The 19,953-nt window shown below is 69.0% G+C and carries 20 protein-coding genes and 1 pseudogene; 12 read left to right on the top strand and 9 right to left on the bottom strand.

What is annotated here, in order from left to right:
- Positions 1 to 87: 87 nt before the first annotated feature.
- On the bottom strand, positions 88 to 1,053 hold the full coding sequence (locus OHA25_RS43640; protein ID WP_327582776.1) for a zinc-dependent alcohol dehydrogenase family protein: 966 nt from the start codon (positions 1,051 to 1,053) through the stop codon (positions 88 to 90).
- Positions 1,050 to 2,240 carry a M20 metallopeptidase family protein gene (locus OHA25_RS43635; protein WP_327582775.1) on the bottom strand — a complete coding sequence of 397 codons (1,191 nt, stop codon included), beginning with the start codon at positions 2,238 to 2,240 and terminating at the stop codon, positions 1,050 to 1,052. The genes OHA25_RS43640 and OHA25_RS43635 overlap by 4 nt, the downstream gene beginning before the upstream one ends.
- A 61-nt stretch (positions 2,241 to 2,301) precedes the next feature.
- Between OHA25_RS43635 and OHA25_RS43630 the strand changes: the two genes are divergently transcribed.
- From OHA25_RS43630 to OHA25_RS43620, 3 genes are read left to right on the top strand one after another with little or no spacing between them, the layout of a single operon-like run.
- Positions 2,302 to 3,081: an HAD-IIA family hydrolase gene (locus OHA25_RS43630; protein WP_442941957.1), complete on the top strand. Its 780-nt coding sequence runs from the start codon at positions 2,302 to 2,304 to the stop codon at positions 3,079 to 3,081.
- Positions 3,082 to 3,124: 43 nt separating this feature from the next.
- Positions 3,125 to 3,748, top strand: a complete 624-nt coding sequence (locus tag OHA25_RS43625) for a hypothetical protein (protein ID WP_305918023.1) — start codon at positions 3,125 to 3,127, stop codon at positions 3,746 to 3,748.
- Positions 3,708 to 4,277 carry a hypothetical protein gene (locus OHA25_RS43620; protein WP_327582774.1) on the top strand — a complete coding sequence of 190 codons (570 nt, stop codon included), beginning with the start codon at positions 3,708 to 3,710 and terminating at the stop codon, positions 4,275 to 4,277. The genes OHA25_RS43625 and OHA25_RS43620 overlap by 41 nt, the downstream gene beginning before the upstream one ends.
- A gap of 34 nt (positions 4,278 to 4,311) precedes the next feature.
- Here OHA25_RS43620 and OHA25_RS43615 read toward each other — a convergent pair whose 3' ends face one another.
- The 3 genes from OHA25_RS43615 to OHA25_RS43605 form a co-directional block, all read right to left on the bottom strand.
- Positions 4,312 to 4,674, bottom strand: coding sequence for a hypothetical protein (locus OHA25_RS43615; protein WP_327582773.1), 363 nt, complete (start codon positions 4,672 to 4,674; stop codon positions 4,312 to 4,314).
- A gap of 183 nt (positions 4,675 to 4,857) precedes the next feature.
- Entirely contained in the window at positions 4,858 to 5,250 is a 393-nt protein-coding gene (locus tag OHA25_RS43610) for a hypothetical protein (RefSeq protein ID WP_327582772.1), read from the bottom strand.
- Between the two features lie 1,524 nt (positions 5,251 to 6,774).
- Complete coding sequence (locus tag OHA25_RS43605; protein ID WP_327582771.1) at positions 6,775 to 7,650, bottom strand: winged helix-turn-helix transcriptional regulator; 876 nt, start codon at positions 7,648 to 7,650, stop codon at positions 6,775 to 6,777.
- A gap of 54 nt (positions 7,651 to 7,704) precedes the next feature.
- Between OHA25_RS43605 and OHA25_RS43600 the strand changes: the two genes are divergently transcribed.
- Entirely contained in the window at positions 7,705 to 9,012 is a 1,308-nt protein-coding gene (locus OHA25_RS43600) for an MFS transporter (protein ID WP_327582770.1), read from the top strand.
- A gap of 326 nt (positions 9,013 to 9,338) precedes the next feature.
- Here OHA25_RS43600 and OHA25_RS43595 read toward each other — a convergent pair whose 3' ends face one another.
- Positions 9,339 to 10,205 (bottom strand): LysR family transcriptional regulator, encoded by an 867-nt coding sequence (locus OHA25_RS43595; RefSeq protein WP_327582769.1) that lies wholly within the window; start codon positions 10,203 to 10,205, stop codon positions 9,339 to 9,341.
- A gap of 66 nt (positions 10,206 to 10,271) precedes the next feature.
- Here OHA25_RS43595 and OHA25_RS43590 point away from each other — a divergent pair, with 66 nt between their 5' ends.
- Complete coding sequence (locus tag OHA25_RS43590) at positions 10,272 to 11,009, top strand: SDR family NAD(P)-dependent oxidoreductase (protein WP_327582768.1); 738 nt, start codon at positions 10,272 to 10,274, stop codon at positions 11,007 to 11,009.
- 65 nt (positions 11,010 to 11,074) lie between these two features.
- Positions 11,075 to 11,537: pseudogene (locus OHA25_RS43585) on the top strand (integrase core domain-containing protein); the annotation flags it as partial.
- 296 nt (positions 11,538 to 11,833) lie between these two features.
- Here the strand turns inward: OHA25_RS43585 and OHA25_RS43580 are convergent.
- Positions 11,834 to 12,430 carry a DEAD/DEAH box helicase family protein gene (locus OHA25_RS43580; RefSeq protein WP_327582767.1) on the bottom strand — a complete coding sequence of 199 codons (597 nt, stop codon included), beginning with the start codon at positions 12,428 to 12,430 and terminating at the stop codon, positions 11,834 to 11,836.
- A 254-nt stretch (positions 12,431 to 12,684) separates the two neighbouring features.
- Here OHA25_RS43580 and OHA25_RS43575 point away from each other — a divergent pair, with 254 nt between their 5' ends.
- The 3 genes from OHA25_RS43575 (at position 12,685) to OHA25_RS43565 (ending at position 14,706) form a co-directional block, all read left to right on the top strand.
- Positions 12,685 to 13,056 carry a hypothetical protein gene (locus tag OHA25_RS43575; RefSeq protein WP_327582766.1) on the top strand — a complete coding sequence of 124 codons (372 nt, stop codon included), beginning with the start codon at positions 12,685 to 12,687 and terminating at the stop codon, positions 13,054 to 13,056.
- Between the two features lie 69 nt (positions 13,057 to 13,125).
- Complete coding sequence (locus OHA25_RS43570; protein ID WP_442941956.1) at positions 13,126 to 14,049, top strand: acyl-ACP desaturase; 924 nt, start codon at positions 13,126 to 13,128, stop codon at positions 14,047 to 14,049.
- 123 nt (positions 14,050 to 14,172) lie between these two features.
- Entirely contained in the window at positions 14,173 to 14,706 is a 534-nt protein-coding gene (locus OHA25_RS43565; protein ID WP_327582764.1) for an NADPH-dependent FMN reductase, read from the top strand.
- Positions 14,707 to 14,724: 18 nt separating this feature from the next.
- On the opposite strand, the gene arfB is transcribed toward OHA25_RS43565, so the two are convergent.
- Positions 14,725 to 15,132 carry an alternative ribosome rescue aminoacyl-tRNA hydrolase ArfB gene (gene arfB / locus OHA25_RS43560; protein WP_327582763.1) on the bottom strand — a complete coding sequence of 136 codons (408 nt, stop codon included), beginning with the start codon at positions 15,130 to 15,132 and terminating at the stop codon, positions 14,725 to 14,727.
- A gap of 202 nt (positions 15,133 to 15,334) precedes the next feature.
- Between arfB and OHA25_RS43555 the strand changes: the two genes are divergently transcribed.
- The 3 genes from OHA25_RS43555 to OHA25_RS43545 all read left to right on the top strand — a co-directional run bounded on the left by OHA25_RS43555 (position 15,335) and on the right by OHA25_RS43545 (position 18,366).
- Entirely contained in the window at positions 15,335 to 16,147 is an 813-nt protein-coding gene (locus tag OHA25_RS43555) for a hypothetical protein (RefSeq protein WP_327582762.1), read from the top strand.
- Positions 16,144 to 16,734 carry an HAD family hydrolase gene (locus tag OHA25_RS43550; RefSeq protein WP_305918017.1) on the top strand — a complete coding sequence of 197 codons (591 nt, stop codon included), beginning with the start codon at positions 16,144 to 16,146 and terminating at the stop codon, positions 16,732 to 16,734. Before OHA25_RS43555 ends, OHA25_RS43550 begins: the two co-directional genes overlap by 4 nt.
- Positions 16,735 to 16,800: 66 nt before the next feature.
- Positions 16,801 to 18,366: an alkaline phosphatase D family protein gene (locus OHA25_RS43545; RefSeq protein ID WP_327582761.1), complete on the top strand. Its 1,566-nt coding sequence runs from the start codon at positions 16,801 to 16,803 to the stop codon at positions 18,364 to 18,366.
- Between the two features lie 56 nt (positions 18,367 to 18,422).
- On the opposite strand, the gene OHA25_RS43540 is transcribed toward OHA25_RS43545, so the two are convergent.
- Positions 18,423 to 19,937, bottom strand: a complete 1,515-nt coding sequence (locus OHA25_RS43540) for an efflux RND transporter periplasmic adaptor subunit (RefSeq protein ID WP_327582760.1) — start codon at positions 19,935 to 19,937, stop codon at positions 18,423 to 18,425.
- Between the last annotated feature and the right edge of the window lie 16 nt (positions 19,938 to 19,953).

The raw sequence follows: 19,953 nt of genomic DNA, 5'->3' as shown, positions 1-19,953 counted from the left end.
GCGTCAATAATCTCCACAGGTTGTGAGGCTAATGTAACTTTCCTTCATGAGTGTGCGGAGTGGAACTAAGCGCCGTCAAGTAAAACTTCACGTCATGATCAGTACGGCGGCCCCGTTGACCTGGTCATTTGCCAGATCAGTGAGCGCCTGAGCGGCGGCGCCGAAGGGGTAGGGCGCGATTTTCACGCGCGGCGGATGCGCCAGAGCGAGCTCCAGATATGCCCGCCCGTCGGCCCTGGTGTTGGCGGTGACACTGCGCAGGGTGCGCTCCTGGAACAGGTGCCGGTCGTAGTTCAGCACCGGGACGTCGGTCAGGTGGATCCCGGCGATGGCGAGGGTTCCTCCGCGGTCGAGCGCCTCCAGCGCGGGCGGCACCAGATCGCCCACCGGCGCGAACAGGATCGCCGCGTCCAGCGGCTCCGGCGGCCGGTCACCGGCCGAGGCCGCCCCCAGCTCCAGCGCCAATTGCCGGGACGCGGCCGACCTGCTCACCGCGTGCACCGTGGCGCCCTGCGCGATGGCCGCCTGCGCGGTCAGATGCGCCGACGCCCCGAACCCGTAGATGCCGAGCCGTCCACCCGGCGGCAGATCACATCGCGCCAGCGCCCGGTAGCCGATGATGCCCGCGCACAGCAGCGGCGCCAGCCGCTCGGCGGGCACGTCATCCGGCAGGGGATAGACGTAGCCGGCGGGCGCCGTCAGATATTCGGCGAACCCGCCGTCGGCGTCCCACCCCGTGTAGGTGGAGTCCGGGCAGAGGTTCTCCATCCCCCTGGCGCAATACCGGCACGTCCCGCAGGTGGAGCGGAGCCAGGCCACGCCGACCCGCTGCCCGGTGCCCACGACCCGGCCGACCGCCTGGTGGCCGGGGGTGGTGAGCGGCCGCCGCGGCTGGAGATCGCCCTCGGCCAGGTGCAGGTCGGTACGGCACACGCCGCATGCCTCCACCCGTACCAGCACCTCGTCAGGGCCGGGCTCGGGCGTCTCCCGCTCGATCAGCGCCAGCGGCCCGGACGCCATCGGCCCCGGCTCGCGCACCACCCACGCTTTCACGGGGCGAGACGTGTGGAGGCGAGAGTGGCGTAGAGCGCGGCGCCGTCCGGCAGCACCGCGTCATCGAAGACGGCCTCCGGCGAGTGGTTGTACGGCGCCGTGGCCGGGTCCCGGTCCGGCGGGCACGCGCCCAGGAAGACGAACGCCCCCGGCACCTCCTCCAGCACGTACGAGAAGTCCTCCGACCCCATCACCGGCTGCGGCGAGACGAAATACCGGCCGGCGCCGAACAACTCGTCGGCCGTCCTCCCCACGAACTCGGCCTCGCTCTGGTCGTTCACCGTCACCGGGTAGCCCATCCCGAACGACGCCTCGACCTCCAGCCCGTGCGCCGCCGCAATGCCCTGCACCAGCTCCACCAGCCTGCGCTTGACCAGCGTCCGGTTGTCCTTGCTGAACGTGCGCACCGTGGCCTCGAACCTGGCCTCGTCCGGGATCACGTTGTCCGCCGACCCGCCGTGGAAGCTGCCCACCGTCACCACCACCGGGTCGAACACGTCGAACGTCCTGGTCACCATCGTCTGCAGCGCGCTCACCATCTCGCACCCCGCCTGGATCGGGTCCAGCGCCCGGTGCGGGGTGGAGCCGTGCCCGCCGCGCCCCTTCACCGTCACGCAGAACACGTCCGCCGCCGCCATGATCGGCCCAGGGCGGGAGGCGAACAGCCCGTGGGGCAACATCGCCGACACGACGTGCATGCCGTACGCCGCGACCGGGCGCGCGCCCGCCGCCTCCAGCACACCCTCGGCGATCATGTGCTTGGCGCCGTCGTGCCCCTCCTCGCCCGGCTGGAACATGAAGATCACATCGCCGGCCAGCTCCTCGCGCCGCGCGCTCAGCAGGTGCGCCGCACCCGCCAGCATCGCGGTGTGCAGGTCGTGCCCGCACGCGTGCATCTGGCCGGGCAACTGGGAGACGTACGGCAGGTCGTTCTTCTCCGTCACGGGCAACGCGTCCATGTCCCCGCGCAGCAGCACCGCCGGGCCCGGCCGGCCGCCGCGCAACACGGCGGTCACCGAGCTGAGCGCCGTGCCCGTCTTGATCTCCAGCGGCAGTCCGTCCAGCGCCGCCAGCACCTTCTCCTGGGTTCGTGGAAGGTGCAGACCCAGCTCGGGAGTGGTGTGGAGGGAGTGCCTGAGGCGGACCAGCTCGTCCCGCATGTCCAGCGCGGATTCAGTGAACGACATGAAGAACATTGTTCACGTACCGGCACGGAAGTCGACAGGGCGCGCTCGGTACGATGGCCGGGTGACTCAGCGTAAGCGGATCGACTCCTGGTTGTCCGACATGGACGGCGTCCTCGTCCACGAGGGACGGCCGGTTCCCGGGGCGGACGAATTCATCAAACGGCTCAGCGAATCCGGCAAGAAGTTCCGGGTCCTCACCAACAACTCGATCTACACCCAGCGCGACCTGTCCGTGCGGCTGGCCGGCGCGGGACTGGACGTGCCCGCCGCGTCCATCTGGACCTCCGCGCTGGCCACCGCCCAATTCCTCGACGACCAGCGGCCGGGCGGGTCGGCTTACGTGATCGGCGAGGCCGGGCTGACCACGGCCCTGCACGGGGCCGGCTACATCCTCACCGACCTCGACCCCGACTACGTGGTGCTCGGCGAGACCCGCACCTACAGCTTCACCCAGATCACCCGCGCCATCCGCCTCATCGAGGGCGGCGCACGCTTCATCGCCACCAACCCCGACCCCATCGGCCCCTCCACCGAGGGCTCCCTGCCGGCCTGCGGCGCCGTGGCCGCGCTCATCACCAAGGCCACCGGCGTCGCCCCCTACTTCGTCGGCAAGCCCAACCCCCGCATGATGCGCAGCGCGCTCAATGACATCGAGGGCCACAGCGAGACCACCGCGATGATCGGCGACCGCATGGACACCGACATCGTGTGCGGCATGGAGGCCGGTCTTTACACCATCCTCGTCCTCACCGGCGTCACCCGGCGCGAGGAGATCGACCGCTACCCCTACCGGCCCTCCCTCGTCGTCGACTCGGTGGCCGACCTCATCGACCTCATCTGAACCTGACCCCTGCTGACAGGTATAGATGGGACGCTGATATGTCATGACCCGCCTGTACCTGGAGATCGGCCCCAAGAAGGTGTTCGCCTGCTCGCTCGACTGGCCCGGCTGGTGCCGGATCGCCAAGGGTGAGGAGGCGGCCATCGACCGCCTCATGGACTACGTGCCCCGCTACCGCGTCGTGGCCGAGCGCGCCGGCCTGCCCTTCTCGCCGGGCGACCCGGTGGTGGTGGCCCGGGTGCCCGGCAGTCCCACGTCCGACTTCGGCGTGCCGTACGCGGTGCCCGACCTGGACCAGGAGCCGCTGCCCGCCGACGAGGCCGCGCGCCAGGTCGCCCTGATGCGTGCCGCCTGGGACCTGTTCGACGAGGTCGCCGCCGCCTCCCCGGAAGAGCTCCGCAAGGGCCCGCGCGGGGGCGGGCGGGACCGCAGCAAGATCGTGGATCACGTGGTGGAGGCCGAGCGCGGCTACGCCCGCATGGTCGACGTCCGCCACAAGCCCTTCACCTCGGTCGCGGACCGTGACGCCATGCGTGCCGAGCTGGCCGAGGTCCTCTCCCGGTCCTGGGCCCCGCCCCAGACGGCCAAATGGCCGCCGCGGTATGCCATCAGGCGCATCGCCTGGCATGTCATCGACCACGTGTGGGAGATCGAAGACCGGGTGTAGGAAAACCACTCCCGAGGCCGTTGGCGCGTTCGCCGGTTCGCTGGGGGAGACGATCGCGTTCTACGCGGTGCTGCTGGTGCGGGACGTGCGCGCCCGGCGACGGAGCGACCCACAGCGCCCGGCCGTGTACGTGACCGTGCGCGGCCTGCTGGTGGAGTTCGGGCCGGCCGAGGTGGCCGACACCCTGGTGGTCCGCCCGTTCGCGATGTACGTCGGCCCGATGATCGTCGCGGATGCGGCCATGGGCGTCGCCCTCGGCAAGTTCGCAGCCGATCTCGTGTTCTACACCCTGGCGATCATCGGTTACGAGCTTCGCAGAGGTCGGTTCCGGCATGAGCGCCTCCACCACGCCGAGCCTCCTGCTGAACGATCCAGCAGGCCTGTTCGCCGAGCTGGCCCGGCTGAACCTGCCCTGGGGCCACTACGTGGTGTGCGGCTCGGCCGCCCTGTACGTACGCGGCCTGCGCGCCCGCATTGGCGACCTGGACGTGCCCATGTGCGTCCCGTTGATCGGCGGGACGTCAGCTAACGATCAACGGGTGAAGACCTCGCCGTACGATCCGTCAGCAGGTGACAACCTTCTGGTAGTAGCCAACGTGGTAGTCGTGGTAGCGCACATTGCCGCTGTGCATCCGCCAGCAGCCGGAGTCCGGCCCCACCCTGACGATCACCTTGACCCGCATGGCTTTGTTGCACCAGTTGGAGACCAGGACGCTCTTGAGCAGCGGCATGTTGTTGCGGTGGATGCACGCAGGGGCGGTGCCGGCCGCGCTCTTCTCGGCGATCGTGACGGAGACCGAGCCCGAGGCGGGCCCGGCGAAGGCGCCCACGGCGGCTTGTGCCGACGCGGTGGGCGGCAGGGACAGCACGGTCAGGGCGGTCAGGGCGGTCACGACCACAGCGGCGGTCTTGGCGCTCGTGCTCATGGATGTCCTTTCTCGAGTGGTTGATCAACAGGGGCGGGATCACGAGACGGTCGCGATTTTCGGCAGTCGCTGATCCCGACGGCGGGCAGGCCGGGACAGGTCACACGTCCGTGTGCCGGCTCCCGGCGGTTCTCAGCGGCAAGCAGCTGCGGCGGGCTCGTCCGCCCCAGCTCATCCGAACCGTCAGATGAAGTCGCGGTGCTCCTCGACGCCGCAGTCCACCCTCTGGGTGTTCCTGATGGTGCGCAGGTTGTCCTTGCTCATCCAGCCGTGCGTCCCGGTGCCCTTGACGCGGACGTACACCCAGTGCTTGCCGTACTTGTTCCGCGTCCAGCAGTGGAAGTACAGAACCTGGCCCGCGTGGAGCTTGGTGACGTTCCCGCACGCGGCATACGGAGCGGTCTTGAGGTTGAACGACCCTCGCATGACGCCCCAGCCGTCGTCGACGTTGACCGGACTCGGGCCGCCGCACCCGGGCAGCGTGGCGGCCGACGCCGCGGCCGATCCGCTCAGCAAGGCCGCCCCCATGGCGCCCGCGATCGCTAGCGTCCCGAATGTCTTGACCATGTGCCCCATGCCGTTCCCCCTTCACCTGAACCGATCGATGCCATGGACGATAGGAACTCATGCGTTGAGCTTGTGTTGAGGATTTGTTGAGCCCGCCAGACCCGTTCTCCGCACGTGAGTGATCTTCAGCGGAGGTCCCGTGGGTGCTCTCGCCGTCGGCGTCGTGTCCAGCTTCCGCGTCCTCGCGATCGCTGCTCTACGTTGTTCGGCCTAGCCCGAACAACGACATTCCGGAAGAATCGCCCAGAGCTTGTTCGACATGGGGAGGACCGTGGTCTACCGGATCCACTTCACGGTTGAGGACCTGGCGCGGACGAGAGTCGCCGAGGCCCCACCGCCGTTGTGGGAGCTGAGCATCTCGCTGTGACAGCTGCAAGAACGCACCTACCCGGTGCGCTTCGGAGCCTGGCGACGTCGTGCCCGCGCCGGCCTGCTCCCTCCGGCCCGGATGGTGCTTGAGCTGACCCCGCCCCGTGGCTGGGTGCCGACCTTCTTGGCCCATACCGGCCTCGGCAGCCCGCAGGAGATGCTGGAGCAAGTACGCTCCACGCCCCGGTCCCAGATCCGTGCACAGCCACTGTCCTGTCTCGTTGGGCTTGAGCACGGGAAGGCCCTGACCTGCGTTGCCTCAGCCTGGATGAGACGAATGGCGTCGCCGTCGTCTCACTGATCATGAGGCAATTCCTGTTTCGCTCGCCGGGACTGTCGGGCGGTCGTCGGTCTGAGTCCACACGTCAAGACGGCCGGGCCCGCGGGGTCCGCGAGTCGGTGGCTCCGCTTTCGCAGCGCCGCAGGCCGGCGCAGATCGTGCCGGCTCCGAGGCAAGTGATCGTTAAGCGCCTTTCAATCACGGCCCCTTATGTTGCGGGCATGCCTAGCATCGGTATATACGAGCTCATCTTCGTCTTCCTCATCCCCTTGGCGGCTCTCTGGGTCGTCATCTACACCGCCGTACGGGCGGCGATCCGCCACAGCAGGTGACACCCCGGCCGGCGCGAAGGAAGCAGGGTGCGTACCACAGGCATGTGACATAAAGGCCGCCATGCCGGCCCACACATGGCCAGAGGCTGAGCGTCTCACCGATCTGAGGCATCGGAGCGAGCCCGTTCCCGCGTGCCGCCGCGGCGCCGGGCTGTCCGGCGTTCGATTCCGTTCGAAGCGATCTCCCGCGCCATTCGAACACTGTCGAACGCTGCAACATATCGCTGACAGGCACACGGATCAAGAGGCCGTTGACGCCGCAGGTGACGTCCCGCAGAGCGGTGTAGTTTCTCGCCCGCTCAGCCCTGTTCATTTCCCCCTGGCCTCGCGCCCATGAGCGGCAGTTTGTCGAACGATCCGACCGTTACCCGAAGCAGCGGCTCGGAGAGCCATTCCCCGACGTACTCATCCCGGCGGTGAAACACCGATCCCAGCCCGTTCAGCGCCTGCCGGGTGACTCTCCGGACCAGATAGGCAACGCAGAGCCGAGAATCTCGTAAGCGACGGTGAAGAGCAGGCGGGCGATGGGCGACGAACGCGCACAAATCGTTGTCATTGACTGCGGACGAGGGCGAGCATCTCATCCACTGAACCGGCCGGATCGCTGATCGGAAACTGCACCGCCCGGATGATCGCGTCGGGGTCGAGCAACAGGGTGAGGCGCTTGAAGCGGTCGACGCCGGCCGTTCGGAAGGTCGGCAGCAGCAGCCCAGCGGCGAGTCTGCTGTCCTGGTCGGACAGGAGAGGATAGGGCAACCTCGCGTGCGTGACGAAGGCGGCCAACTGGTCGGGTCGCTGGGTGCTCACCCCTCGGATCGTGGCACCTGCCGCCTCGAAGTCGGCACACCGTGACGCGTAGGTGAGAGCCTCCAAAGTGCAACCCTTCGTCCCCGGGATGTCGGCCCAGCCGGGCGGGTAGCCCTGGGTGCCCGGAGCAAAGGCGCCGGGGAAGAAGTAGAGCACAGTCCAGACGCCGTCCGGTGCGTTGGGCGCGACCGGCTCGCCGTCATGTCGTTCCAGCACGACATCCGGCATTTTCCGGTTGACCAACTCGTGCACGCGACGGCTCTCGGCGGACCCGTCCTCGCTGGTCGCGGTCAGCGCCCCATCGCCCATCACATGTCTGGCGCCCCAATCCTGCAGGGCGATGAGCGCCGGCAGCAGGCCTTCACCCTTCGTGGTCAGCACGTAGTCGTAGCGCGGCGGGCGATCGGAATAGGGCCGCCTCTCGAGCACCCCGTGTTCGACGAGCCTGGCCAGGCGTTCGGCCAAAGCTCGACGGCTGACGCCGAGCTCGCGCTGAAGGCTGTCGAAGCGGGTGGTGCCGCCCGCGATGTCCCGCACTACCAGGAACGTCCACCAGTCGCCGATCACTCCGAGCGCTTGCGCGATACCGCAGTCGGAGTCGGGCAGATCGGTGCGCTTCACATACTCCAGTATAGTGCGTTCCATTCTGGAACTTACCTGAAGAGAGGAGCTGGGATGGGAATCGACAGTGGAGGAGGGGCGGGCGTCTTCTGGCGGTGGTGGACGGCTGGCACGACCAGCGCGGTCGGCTCGGCGGTAGGCGCGGTGGCGCTGCCGCTGACGGCCTTGACGGTGCTCGACGCCTCCGCGTTCGAGATGGGCTTGATCGCCGCCGCCGGTTACGTCGCGTGGATCGTGATAGGCCTGCCCGCCGGGGTGATGGTGCAGCGACTCCCCATGCGAGGGGTTCAGGTCGGCGCCGACCTGGCCCGCGCGGTGGCGGTCATCTCCATCCCGCTGGCCTGGTGGCTGGACCGGCTGACGGTCGCCCAACTGGTGATCGTGGCCCTCGTGATGAGCTTCGCGAACGTCGTCTTCGACGTCGCCAACTCGACCTTCCTGCCGTCGATCGTGAGCAAGGAGCAGTTGCAGTCCCGAAACAGTCTGACGTCCGGCACCCACGCCACTACTCAGCTCGGTGGGCCGTCGGTTGGCGGTCTCATCGTCCAGGTGCTCGGGGCGGTGCCCACACTCCTCGTCGACGCGGCCAGTTACCTTGTCTCAGCCTTGCTGCTACGGACCCTGCCCGAACGCCGCGCAGAGGCCCCCGACCGCTGGCCACCGGTGCGCGCGATGATCCGCGAAGGCTGGCGTTTCGTCGTGCACCACCCGGTCATGGGTCCGTGCATGTGGGCCGCCACCGCGGCCAACACGGTCTGCGGGGCACAGCACGCGCTCTACGCGCTGTACCTCGTACGCGAGCTGCACGCCGAGCCCGGCCTCGTCGGCCTGCTGCTAGCGGCGGACGGCGTCGGCACGCTGATCGGCGCGGCTTTGACGAACCAGGTCACGGCCAGGCTCGGCACCGCCCGCGCCCTGATCGTCGCCGGATTCGTCTCGGTCGCCGGGGCGCTCGTCGTTCCCCTCGGCACCGGTTGGCAGGGCTTCGCCGCCTTCGCCGCGGGCAACGTGATATTCGCCGCTGGCGTCGTGATGCTCAGTGTGGTGACCCGCACGTACCGGCAGATCGCCAGCCCGCCCGACCTGCTGCCTCGGGTGATGGCCACGGTCCGCTTCGTCTCCTGGGGCGCGATCCCGATCGGCGGGTTGATCGCCGGAGTAATCGCCGGGGTGCTCAGCGGCCGGGTCACCTTGATGATCTTTGTCGTCGCAGCCATCTGCATACCGTTGGTCCTGCTGGCCTCACCGATCCGGCACCTGCGCGACCTCACCGACTATCAGCAGAGCGACGAATCCGCCGGCTCGCCACCGCATCGTCGGCAGCTCGCCCATGAAGCCCAAGCGGACACGTCCAACCCGTGAAGCCCAGGTACGCGAACTCCCGCCTGTCAACGGGAGCCAGCCGGACGGTCAGATCACCCGTCCCTGCTGACCACATCACGGGAGGTCGATGGCGCTCCGCAACGACGGGATCCCAGTTCAGGAGCGGTTCGGCGGCTCCTGGCGGCCGGGGCAGGGACTGGGCGGGCAGTTGCTAGCTGTTGCTGGCCATGACGTTGTCGTCGGTGGTGGTCACGGCTGAACTTCGTCAATCCGGCATGAGCGGTCGGACTTGTCGCCAGTCGCTGACCGGAAGACGATATTGCTGTGACCAGCGGGAGAACCTCGGATTGTGCAGCGGGTATCGGCTAAAGGCGTGTCGCGGTGCGGACGAGGTCGGCGACGGCTTTGGATCTGCTGTGTGGTGGCCAGGCGATGACGGTCGTGACGGCCGGTGCGTCCGGCACCGGCACGATGGCGTGGTCGTCGCGTAGCTGGTCTCGGAGCGACTCGGGTACGACGGCGCAGGCCAGTCCGAGCGCGATCAGTTGGAACAGTTGGGTATGGTCGCGCACCTGCGGGCCGGGGCCGTCCGGATGGCCGCCATCCTCTCCAGGCCAGCGCGGCAGGGGCAGGTCCGTCTGGGCGTTGACCTCGACTAACGACAGATGCGCCCGGTTGGCGAGGGGATGCCCCTTGGGCAGGACCACGACCTGCTGTTCGGTGTGCAGATCCTCGGTGTCGAATCCGGCTGTCGTGTCGTAAGGCCGGTGGAGCAGAGCAACGTCGGCACGCCCGGTGCGCAGCAGACTTTCCGGCTCGCCCGGCCCGCACAACATCACCTCGACTGCCACTGAGCCCGGTTCAGCGGCGTAGGCGTCCAGAAGCTTCGACAACAGTTCCCTGGACGCTCCGGCCTTGGCGGCCAGCACCACACCCGGCTGGTCGTCCGCGGCACGGCGGGTTCGCCGCTCTGCGGCTTCGACCGCGTCGAGCGCGGTCCGGGCCTCCCGCAGCAGCACCGCCCCGGCCTCGGTTAAGGCGATGGCGCGAGCAGTGCGGTGCAGCAGAACGACTCCGAGCCGCCGTTCCAGCTGCTGGATCGCCCGCGACAGTGGTGGTTGCGCCATCGCGAGTCGTTGTGCCGCCCGCCCGAAGTGCAACTCCTCGGCGACGGCGACGAAGTATCGCAACTCCCGCGTCTCCACCAGCTCATCGTATTCGGCGCTGGCCACGATCAATACCCGTGCGGTATCGCCGCCCACCCGACCGGTCTTGGACGCCCCACCCGAGTCCGCAACATGATCGACGGCATGAGTGAACGGACGATCGCGCTGGTGACCGGCGCGAACAAGGGAATCGGATACGAGATCGCCGCTGGCCTGGGCGCGCTTGGCTGGCGAATCGGTGTGGGCGCGAGGGATCAACAACGCCGCGACACCGCGGTCGACAAGCTGCGCGCGGCCGGGACCGATGCGTTCGGCGTGCCGCTCGACGTGACCGACGACGCAAGTGTCGCCGCCGCGGCCGAGCTGATCGCCGGCCATGCCGGAGGGCTCGATGTTCTGGTCAACAATGCCGCGATCACCGGCGGCGTGCCGCAGACACCGACCACGGTCGAGCCCGCGACCGTGCGAGCTGTCGTGGAAACCAACGTGATCGGCGTCATCCGGGTCACCAACGCGATGCTGCCGATGCTGCGCGACTCGGCATCACCACGGATCGTCAACATGTCCAGCAGCGTCGGCTCGCTCGCCCTGCAAACCACACCCGGCATCGACATGGGCCCGGTTCCCGCCGCCTACTTGGCCTCGAAGACCTTCCTCAACGCCCTCACCATCCAATACGTCAAGGAACTGAGCGACACCAACATCCTGATCAACTCCGGCTGCCCCGGCTTCACCGCCACCGACCTCAACGGCTTCCAAGGCGTCCGCACACCACAACAGGGCGCGGCCATCGCGATTCACCTCGCGACCCTGCCCGACGACGGCCCGACCGGCGGATTCTTCGACGACGCCGGAACTGTGCCCTGGTGACTAGCACACCGGTGCCCACCATTCCCGTTCTCGAGGGCGGCGCTCGAGCCAAAACCCGAGGTACACGGACGGGCTATGTCTACCTGCACTCGGCGATCGACGGCTACTCACGCTTGGCCTACACGGAAGCGCTGCCCAACGAGCAGGCCGTCACCGCCGTAGCTTTCCTCAATCGAGCGCGAGCGTGGTTCGCCGCGCATGGCATCACCCACATCGAGCGAATAGTTACCGACAACGGCCCCTGCTACACCGCTGCCGCGTTTGCAGCAGCCCTCGGAGGCTCCCGAGCATCAGCGGATCACGCCGTACACCCCGAAACACAACGGCAAAGTCGAGCGCTACAACCGGATCCTTGCCGAAGAGTTCCTCTACGCCAGAACCTGGACCTCGGAAGACGAGCGACGCGCGGCGATCGAAGTGTGGAACCTGCACTACAACTATCACCGGCCCCACGGAGCTGCCGATGGGCAGCCGCCAGCGTCGCTGGTGCCAGTCCGCGTCGACAACGTGTTGGCCTCATACAGCTAGCGTGCCCGCGCTGCGGCGCCCGAGCGAGCGTGGAGCTGGAGGTGCCGGCGGCCGACTGGTCGCCGACACCGCGCGAGGCGACCGGCGACGCGGCCAAGGTGCCTGCGCATTGGCGGGCCGCAGTGGCGGAGTGGCGGCGACGGGTCGTGGAGCGCGTGGCGGCCGTGTCGGAGGAGCACGCGGTAAAGCGCACCACCGCGCCGCGCCGGGCGCCAACGGGACTCCCATCTGGGGGGACGCTCAGGGATGGGATGGTCCAGCCCACCGTGGCGGTAGTGCTGGCGAGCGCCCGCAGCTCAGAGAGCGGGTCCCTGTTTGCCCCGCTTCACCAACACACCGGGTAGCGCGCCTGGCCACGGCAGGTCGTCAAGTCGGGCGAGGCAGTCGAAGAGCGACATGCCCAGGTTCTCCTGGGGCACATGGGTCGCGCGTCCTTCGCCGGTGGCGGAGGTGAGAGCTTGGACGGTGAAGATGTACAGCTTCGTCTGTGCCGGGTCGTCCATCGCGATCCGGGCTGCCTGGGTGTTGAAGTCGTCGGCCGTGATGACGACCGGGTTGGATCGGAGCAAGGGCCGCAGGGACTTGGGGTTGCCCGGAGTGAAGTTGCGAATCGACTTGTCGCGGATGGTCCGCCCGGGCGTGAGCAGTAGGAAGTTCCGTACGGGCACTTCGGCCCCGGCCAAGTATTCCATGAGCCCGGCCATCACGTAGGTCTTGCCTACACCGGTTGCTGAGTCGACGATGCATTCGTACGGCTCGGTCTTGCCCTGCACGTCATAGTGGTCGGACGTGCGCAGCACAACCGACTCGATGGCCTTCCGGTCGGGCTCGCGAAGGTCCAGCCGGTGGGCGACCTCGTCCAGCAGGTCGAGCTGAAACTGCAACTCGCCCATGAAGCGTTCCTTCCTCATCCACAGATGACGCGGGCCTGCTCCAGGAGATCAATAACCGGGCGAAGGCCATGCAGCTCGACATCGCCGCGATGACGTCCGAATCGAGGTGATTTGCTCGAGTGTCCGGCCTCTGGGGCGGGCCGGGGCTCCGGTCGATTGATGGGTAAAACCGCACTCGGCGCGGTCAGCCGCTGATTACCATCGCTACTGGTTGCAATCGCATGGTGACGAAAGCAGAGGAAAGTAGGGCGTCTGTGGACGTACAGGGGGAGGTTCTCCAGACGGGTGCGCCGGCCTGGTATGGGGACCTGCTGCGTGAGGTCGACGACCGGACCAGGCATCTCCAGGCCGAGGTCGCCGAGCTCCGCACCGAGCTCGCCGCCGCCCGGGCCGAGTTGGGTGAGGATGTCGCCGCCGTGCAGACCGAGGTCGAGGGCGTGCGGCGGGCGGTGAACGCGCGGCCGGTGGACAGTGGCGACGAGGACGGGGACCTGCGGCTCGACATGGTGGAGGGGTTCGCGGCCGTACGGGCGGAGCTCGCCCACGAGTTCGGCTCCGTCCGCTCGGAGATGCTTGATCTGGGCATCAAGCTCGATCGGCTGCTAAATCGGGACGGATGCCGTTAATCGCCCGACATGTCCGTCGGGTAACCTAACCTACGGTACCGTAACCTGAAGGAGAAGATCTTTATGGCGATGACTCAGACTGAGCTGCTGCACGAGCTCGAGCCCGTGGTCGCCGGGGAACTCGACCGTCATCACCAGATGGCCAAGGAGTGGTTCCCGCACGAGTACATCCCGTGGAGCGAGGGCCGCGACTTCGACGGCATCTACGGGGGCGAGGCGTGGCAGGAGGGCGACTCGAAGATCCCCGAAGCGGCCCGCATCTCGCTCATCGTGAACCTCCTGACCGAGGACAACCTCCCCAGCTACCACCATGAGATCGCCACCACGTTCGGCCGTGACGGCGCGTGGGGCACGTGGGTGCACCGCTGGACGGCGGAGGAGGACCGGCACGGCACCGCCATCCGCGACTATCTGACCGTCACCCGCGCCGTCGATCCCGTGGCGCTGGAGCGGGCTCGCATGCAGCACATGGAGAACGGCTTCATCACCGACTACGGCACCATGCTGCAGCAGCTGGCGTACGTCTCCTTCCAGGAGCTGGCCACCCGCATCTCGCACCGCAACACCGGCAGGGCCTCCGGCGACGAGGGCTGCGAGCGGCTGCTCGCCAGGATCGCCGCCGACGAGAACCTGCACATGCTCTTCTACCGCAACCTGCTCAAGGCGGCCTTCGAGCTGGACCCGAGCCAGACCATGCGCGCGGTGACCGACGTCGTCACCACCTTCCAGATGCCGGGCTCGAACATCGACGGCTTCGTCCGCAAGGCCATGATCATCGCGAACGAGGGCATCTACGACCTGCGCCTGCACCTCGACGACGTGCTCATGCCGGTGCTGCGGCAGTGGTCGGTGTTCGACAAGAGCGACCTGGGCCCCGAGGGCGACAAGGCACGCGAGGAGCTGGCCGCGTTCCTGGACAAGATGGAGGCGACGGCGGCCAGGTTCGTCGAGCGCCGTGAGGAGCGCAGGGCCCGCGCCGCCGCGAGGAGGTAAGAACGCAGGCTCCCACGCCGCCGCGGCGCGTCAGCCGTACCGTTCTTGACCCGGAGATGGTCTTGGACATCCACGGCATCGGGCAGGTTTCCCGGTAACACCGGAACCCCTTGGGAGCAGAGGGTGAAAATCATCGGGATCGCCGCCGGCCTCCACGAGGGGTCTTTTATCAACAGATTGCTGGATGCGGCGGGCGGTGAGCTGCCCGAGGGCGTCGGATTCCAGGTGTGGCCGGGACTGGGCGAGATGCCACCGTACGCGGCCGGGCCGGTGCCGGCGCCCGTCCGAAAGCTCCTGGGGCTCCTCGCCGCGTCGGACGCGGTGCTCATGACCGCACCCGAGCACAGTCTGTTGCCTGGCGAGCTGATCCACACCCTCGACTGGATGTCCGCCGGTGACGCGCTGACCGGCAAGCATGTGGCGGTGATGAGCGCGAGCGCGCGAGCCTGCGGGGCCATGTGGGCGCAGGCGGAGTTGTACAAGCGGCTCCAGGCGGCCGGGGCCGTCGTGATGGGCGCCGAGCTGGTGATCTCGCCTGCCTGCCCGCACTTCGACGAGGACGGCTATCTCGCCGATCCCGCCCTGCGCCGCCAGGTCCGCGCCGTGATCACCCAGCTGTGCCCGGCCGAGGTGATGGAGCCCGCGCTCCTGCTCTGAGCCGGGCCCGTGCTGCGCCTAGGGTTCGCGGCGCTGGCGTTTGAGGTCGGCGCGGTGCTTCTTGGCGGCGATGCGGCGTTCGATGGCGCCCCGGCTCGGCTTGGTCGGGCGGCGGCGCTTCGGCGGTGGGGCGATGGCCTCGCGCAGCCGCTGCGCCAGGCGATGCGCGGCGGCTTCTCTGTTCCTGAGCTGGGAACGGTACTCCGAAGCGGCGATCGTGATCGTGCCGGAGCCGAGCCGGTCGAGTGCCCGGGCCTTGAGCAGGGGTGGCAGCGCCGTGCTCGCGGCAACGTCGAAGATCAGCTCCACCCGGCTGTCGGTGGTGTTGACGCCCTGGCCGCCCGGGCCTGACGAACGGGAGAAGCGCCAGACGAGCTCGGCGTCGGGGATGACGACCGAGTCGTTGACGACCAGCGGGCGGGACATGGGTGGGGCTCCTGTTCAGAAATATGCCTGATGTAGGTAAGTGTCACCGTATCTGTGTGCCATATGCCGCACGCAACGGCATTTTCCATGACTGCCTTCGGATCGCGCCGGCTCAGACCCTGAAGCCGGGCGTTCTCGTGATGGCCGGATGCAAGCGGCATGTGCCACCATCGCGCCAGAAGATCGCGCGTGAGGAGGCAGGATGGCGGTCATCGTCGGCGTACACGGGATCGGCAAGTACAACTACTACGTGGAGGCCGGCCGGTCCGCGGCCGGTGCCGCGCAGGCCATGCGCCTCAAATGGGACCGCTACCTGCACACCGCGCTCGGCGGCGAGGCGAGGGCGTACTTCAGCGAGATCGCGTACTTCTCCCACCACCTGCACGACGGGAAGGACGCCCCGCGCTCGCTGGCCGCCATGGAAGCCCCCGCTCAGCAGGTCCTCGCGGAATGGGCGAAGAACCTGGGCGTCGGCGAGCACATCACCGGCGCGCTCAAGTCGTTCACCGGCTGGCTGCTCACCAAGCTCGACGGCAGGTCGGCGGCGTTCGCCCAGCTGTTCGCGCCGGAGGTGGCGGCATACCTCACCGACCAGGCCAGGCGCGAGAAGTGCCGGCAGGTCGTCGCCGAGGCCATCCGCAGGAACCGGCCGAAGGTGGTCATCGCGCACTCGCTCGGCAGCGTCGTCGCGTACGAGGCCCTCTGGGCCAACCCCGACCTGCGGATCGACCTGCTGATCACCCTCGGCAGCCCGCTCGGCATGCGCAACGTCGTCTTCGAGCGCCTGCTGCCCGCCCCCATCAACGGCCGAGGCGAGCGCCCGTCCGGGGTCCGGCGCTGGGTGAACATCGCCGACAAGGACGACATCGCCGCCATCCCGCCCGACCTGTGCGGCAGCTTCGCCGGCGTGGACGTCGAGGAGCTGGTCAATCTCGATTGGATCGACTTCCACACCGCCGAGAAGTATCTGGGCTGTCCGGCGCTTGATCCGCATCTGCGACCATTCTTGGTATGACGTGGATTGTCTTCGACTACGGCGGCGTCCTGTCGCTGCCCCAGCCCGAGTCCGACGCCCTGGCCATGGCGCGGGCGGTGAACGTGGACCCCGAGGTGTTCAAGGAGGGTTACTGGGAGCACCGCCTGGACTTCGACCGCGGCCTGCCCCCGCTCGCCTACTGGTCCGCGGTGCTCGGCAGGAGCGCCACCCACGCCGAGGTCGCCCGCTTGGTCGCCATGGACGTGGCCAGCTGGGCCCATCCCAACGAGGGCACGGTGACCCTGCTCGGTGAGCTCATCGAGGCGGGGTGCGACGTCGCGCTGCTGTCGAACATGCCGGTCTGCATGGGCGACGGGCTGGACCAGCTGCCCTGGGTCGCCGCCATCGGCCGCCGCTTCTACAGCGGCAGGATGGGCCTGGTCAAGCCGGATCGGGAGATCTTCGACGAGATGGCCCGCGCGCTCGGCGCCGCCCCGTCAGAGATCGTCTTCATTGACGACCGTCAGGAGAACGTCGAGGGCGCCGAACGCGCGGGCATGCGCGGCGTGCACTTCACCGATGCTGCGGCCCTGCGCGAAACGCTGCCCGACGTACGGGACGACTGATGCTGTTCATCCGCCCTTGACTCCACTGTCACGGCGGGGTCAGCGCAGGCGGACATACCTGTGGACGTGGACCGTAGAGCCTTCCTGACGGCGGCGGCGACAGCCGGCCTCCTCAGCTCACAAGCCCCCATCTCCCCAGCATCCGCCACGTCCTCCTCCAGAACCCTCAGAACCGACCCGTTCACGCTCGGCGTGGCCTCAGGCGACCCTTCGTCCGACGGCTTCGTCCTGTGGACGCGGCTGGCCGTCAACCCGCTGAGCGGCGACGGCCGCGGCGGCATGCCGGCCCGCGACGTGCAGGTGGACTGGCAGGTCTCGGTCGACGAGCGTTTCTCCAGGATCGTCGAGTCCGGTACGGCAACCGCCCGGGCCCGCGACGCCCACAGCGTCCACGTCGAGCTGAAGGGCCTGGAGCCGGGGCGCGACTACTTCTACCGGTTCAGGAGCGAGGGCCGGATCTCACCCACCGGCCGCACCAGGACGACGCCTACCGGCGAGACGACTCCGCTCACCTTCGCGGTGGCCGCCTGCGCGCACTACGAGCACGGCTACTACACCGCCTACCGGCGGCTGGCCGAGGAGGAGCCCGATCTGGTGGTGTTCCTCGGCGACTACATGTACGAGTACGGCCCCAGCGGCTACACGGCACTGGCCGGCCGCGTACGCACCCACACGCCCGGCAAGTGCCAGACGCTCGCCGACTACCGGCTCCGGCACGCCCAGTACAAGAGCGACCACGATCTCCAGGCCGCGCACGCGGCGGCGCCGTGGCTGGTGGCGTTCGACGACCACGAGGTGGAGAACAACTGGGCCGGGCCGGTCTCCAGCAGGGAGACTCCCGGGTTCGCCCGTTTGCGGGCCGAGGCGTTCCGCGCGTATTACGAGAACATGCCGCTGCGCCGCGCCAGCCTCAACGGGGCGGTGCTCAAGGTGAACCGGCGCATCTCCTGGGGCACGCTGGCCCGCTTCCACCTGCTCGACACCCGGCAGTTCCGCGACGACCAGGCGTGCCTGGACGGCGTACGGGCCGGGTGCGACGACCGCCTCGCCGACCAGCGCACGCTGCTCGGCGCCGGCCAGTGGCGGTGGCTGGAGGAGGGGCTGCGCGGCTCCACCACCCGCTGGAACCTGCTCGGCCAGCAGATCATGATGACGCACCGCGACTACAAGGTCGGGCCGGGGCGTGAGGTCAACCTGGACTCGTGGGACGGGTACGCGGCCGAGCGGACGCGGCTGCTGGGGTCGCTGGCCCGTACGCCCAACCCGGTGGTCCTGACGGGGGACGCGCACATGCACCACCTGGCCGAGCTCAAGACCGACTTCGACGACCCCGACTCGCCGGTGGTGGCCAGGGAGCTGGTGGCATCGTCGATCGCGAGCGACGGGGACGGGTACCGGGACCGGACGTGGATCGCGGAGGCCCTCCAGGAGAATCCCCACATTTCCTACATCGACCAGCGCCGCGGCTACCTGGTGGCCCGCCTGACTCGCGACGACCTGTCCGTCGACTACCGGACGCTGGACTACATCTCCCGCCGCGGCGCCAAGGCCAAGACCGCCCACCGCATCAGCATCCCGGCCCTGACGGGGGCGGCGGCGGCCGGCCAGGCGGGGGCGCCCCCGGTTGGCTGAACGTCCGCTGGGAACCAGCTGAAGATCCCCTCAACACAGGTGGCGGAGGGCGGAGGTCATGCGCCGGGCCAGGTGCCGTCAGGGAACTCGCCCGTCGTGCCGCCCGACATGACCACCTGGTCGCTCTCGCCCAAGCCCGCGGTGACCTCGACGTACTGGTCACCGCGCACTCCCGTCCGCACCACCTTCGCCACGTCCCGGCCTCCCGACCGTACGGTGACCACCTGGGTGCCGTCGGACCTGCTGCGTACCGCCGCCGCGGGGACGTAGATCGTGTTCTTGGCCTCGTCCGTGGTGACGGTCACCGAGGCCGTCTGACCGAGCATGAGGCCGGACGGCGGCGCGTCGAAGGCGAGGGTGACCGAGTAGCGGACGAGCTGACCGTCCACGGTGGCGGTCGGCGCGATGGCCGTCACCGTGCCCTCATGGCGTTCGCCGCCACGCGTCGCGAGCGTGATCTGAGCCCTTAGGCCGAGCTTGAGCCGGTTGACGTCGGATTCGGTGACCATGGCCTGGACCTGCAGCTCGTCCAGGTCGCCGAGGCTGATGAAGGTGTCCGTGCCCGCCGTGTCGCCGACGCCGCCCGCGACCGACAGCACCGTTCCCGCGGCCGGGGCCACGATGCGGGTGGCGCGTACGGCGTCCGCCGCCTGCTCGAGCGCGGCCTCGGCGCGGTCCACGTTGGCGGCGGCCTGCTCTTCGCCGGACTCGGCCCTGGCCCCGGTCTGGTTCGGCCCGCAGGGGCCGGTGCCCTGCGTCGGGCGAGCGCCGCTCGACGCACCGGTGCTCGGTCGCGCCGACGGGTTGCCGCTCGCGGTGGGCCTCCGGCTCGCGGTGGGTTTACCCCCGGCGGATGGCTTGCCGGTGGGGGAGCCAGTGGGGGAGCTCGTGGCCGACGGGCTGCCGTCGGCCGAGGGCGGCCGCCCGTCTCCAGGCTGCTGGGTGCCGCCGCCCACCGTGGCGGTGACGGTCGCGGTGACGGTGGCGGTCACCGTGACCGTCACCGTGGGCCGGGGCTCGGGCCCGGGGTCGGTCGGCTCCGTGGTGGGGGTGGCCGACGGGCGCGGGCTGCTCGTCGGGTCCGGCGTCGAGCTCCCCGTCGGGCTGAGGCTCGCACTCGGACTCGGGTCTGCGGAGCGGCGGCCCGCTGGACCAAGGGCGCCCCCGCCGCTTGGGGCGCAGGAGGTCACCGCGCTGTTCGACGTGGCCGTCGTGGCGGACGCCTCCTCCAGGGCCTCTTCGGCCGCCGCCACGTCGGCCTGGGCCGCCTCGTACGCCTCCCGCGCCGCCCGCCCGTCGATCCTGGCCAGGACCTGGCCTTTCTTCACCTTGGCCCCGACCTTGACGTACACCTTGGTGAGCGTCCCGGAAGAACCGAAGGCCAGGTCGCGGCGGGAGCCGTCCACGGTGTTGCCGGCGGCGCTCACCACGGCCGTGACCTGCCCGCGCTGGGCGGCGGCGAGCCGTACCTGAACGGCGGCCGGGGTGTCGTCGCGCAGCGTGAGCGCCAGGCCGGATCCCGCGGCGAGCACGGCCAGGGCGAGCCCGCCCAGCGCGAAAGTCCGTCTCATGGCGGATCATCCTGGC

Source organism: Nonomuraea sp. NBC_00507 (assembly GCF_036013525.1).
In the GTDB taxonomy this organism is placed as follows: Bacteria; Actinomycetota; Actinomycetes; order Streptosporangiales; family Streptosporangiaceae; genus Nonomuraea.
The sequence above is the reverse complement of the archived record's forward strand: the minus strand, read 5'-3'. Positions and strand labels throughout refer to the sequence as shown.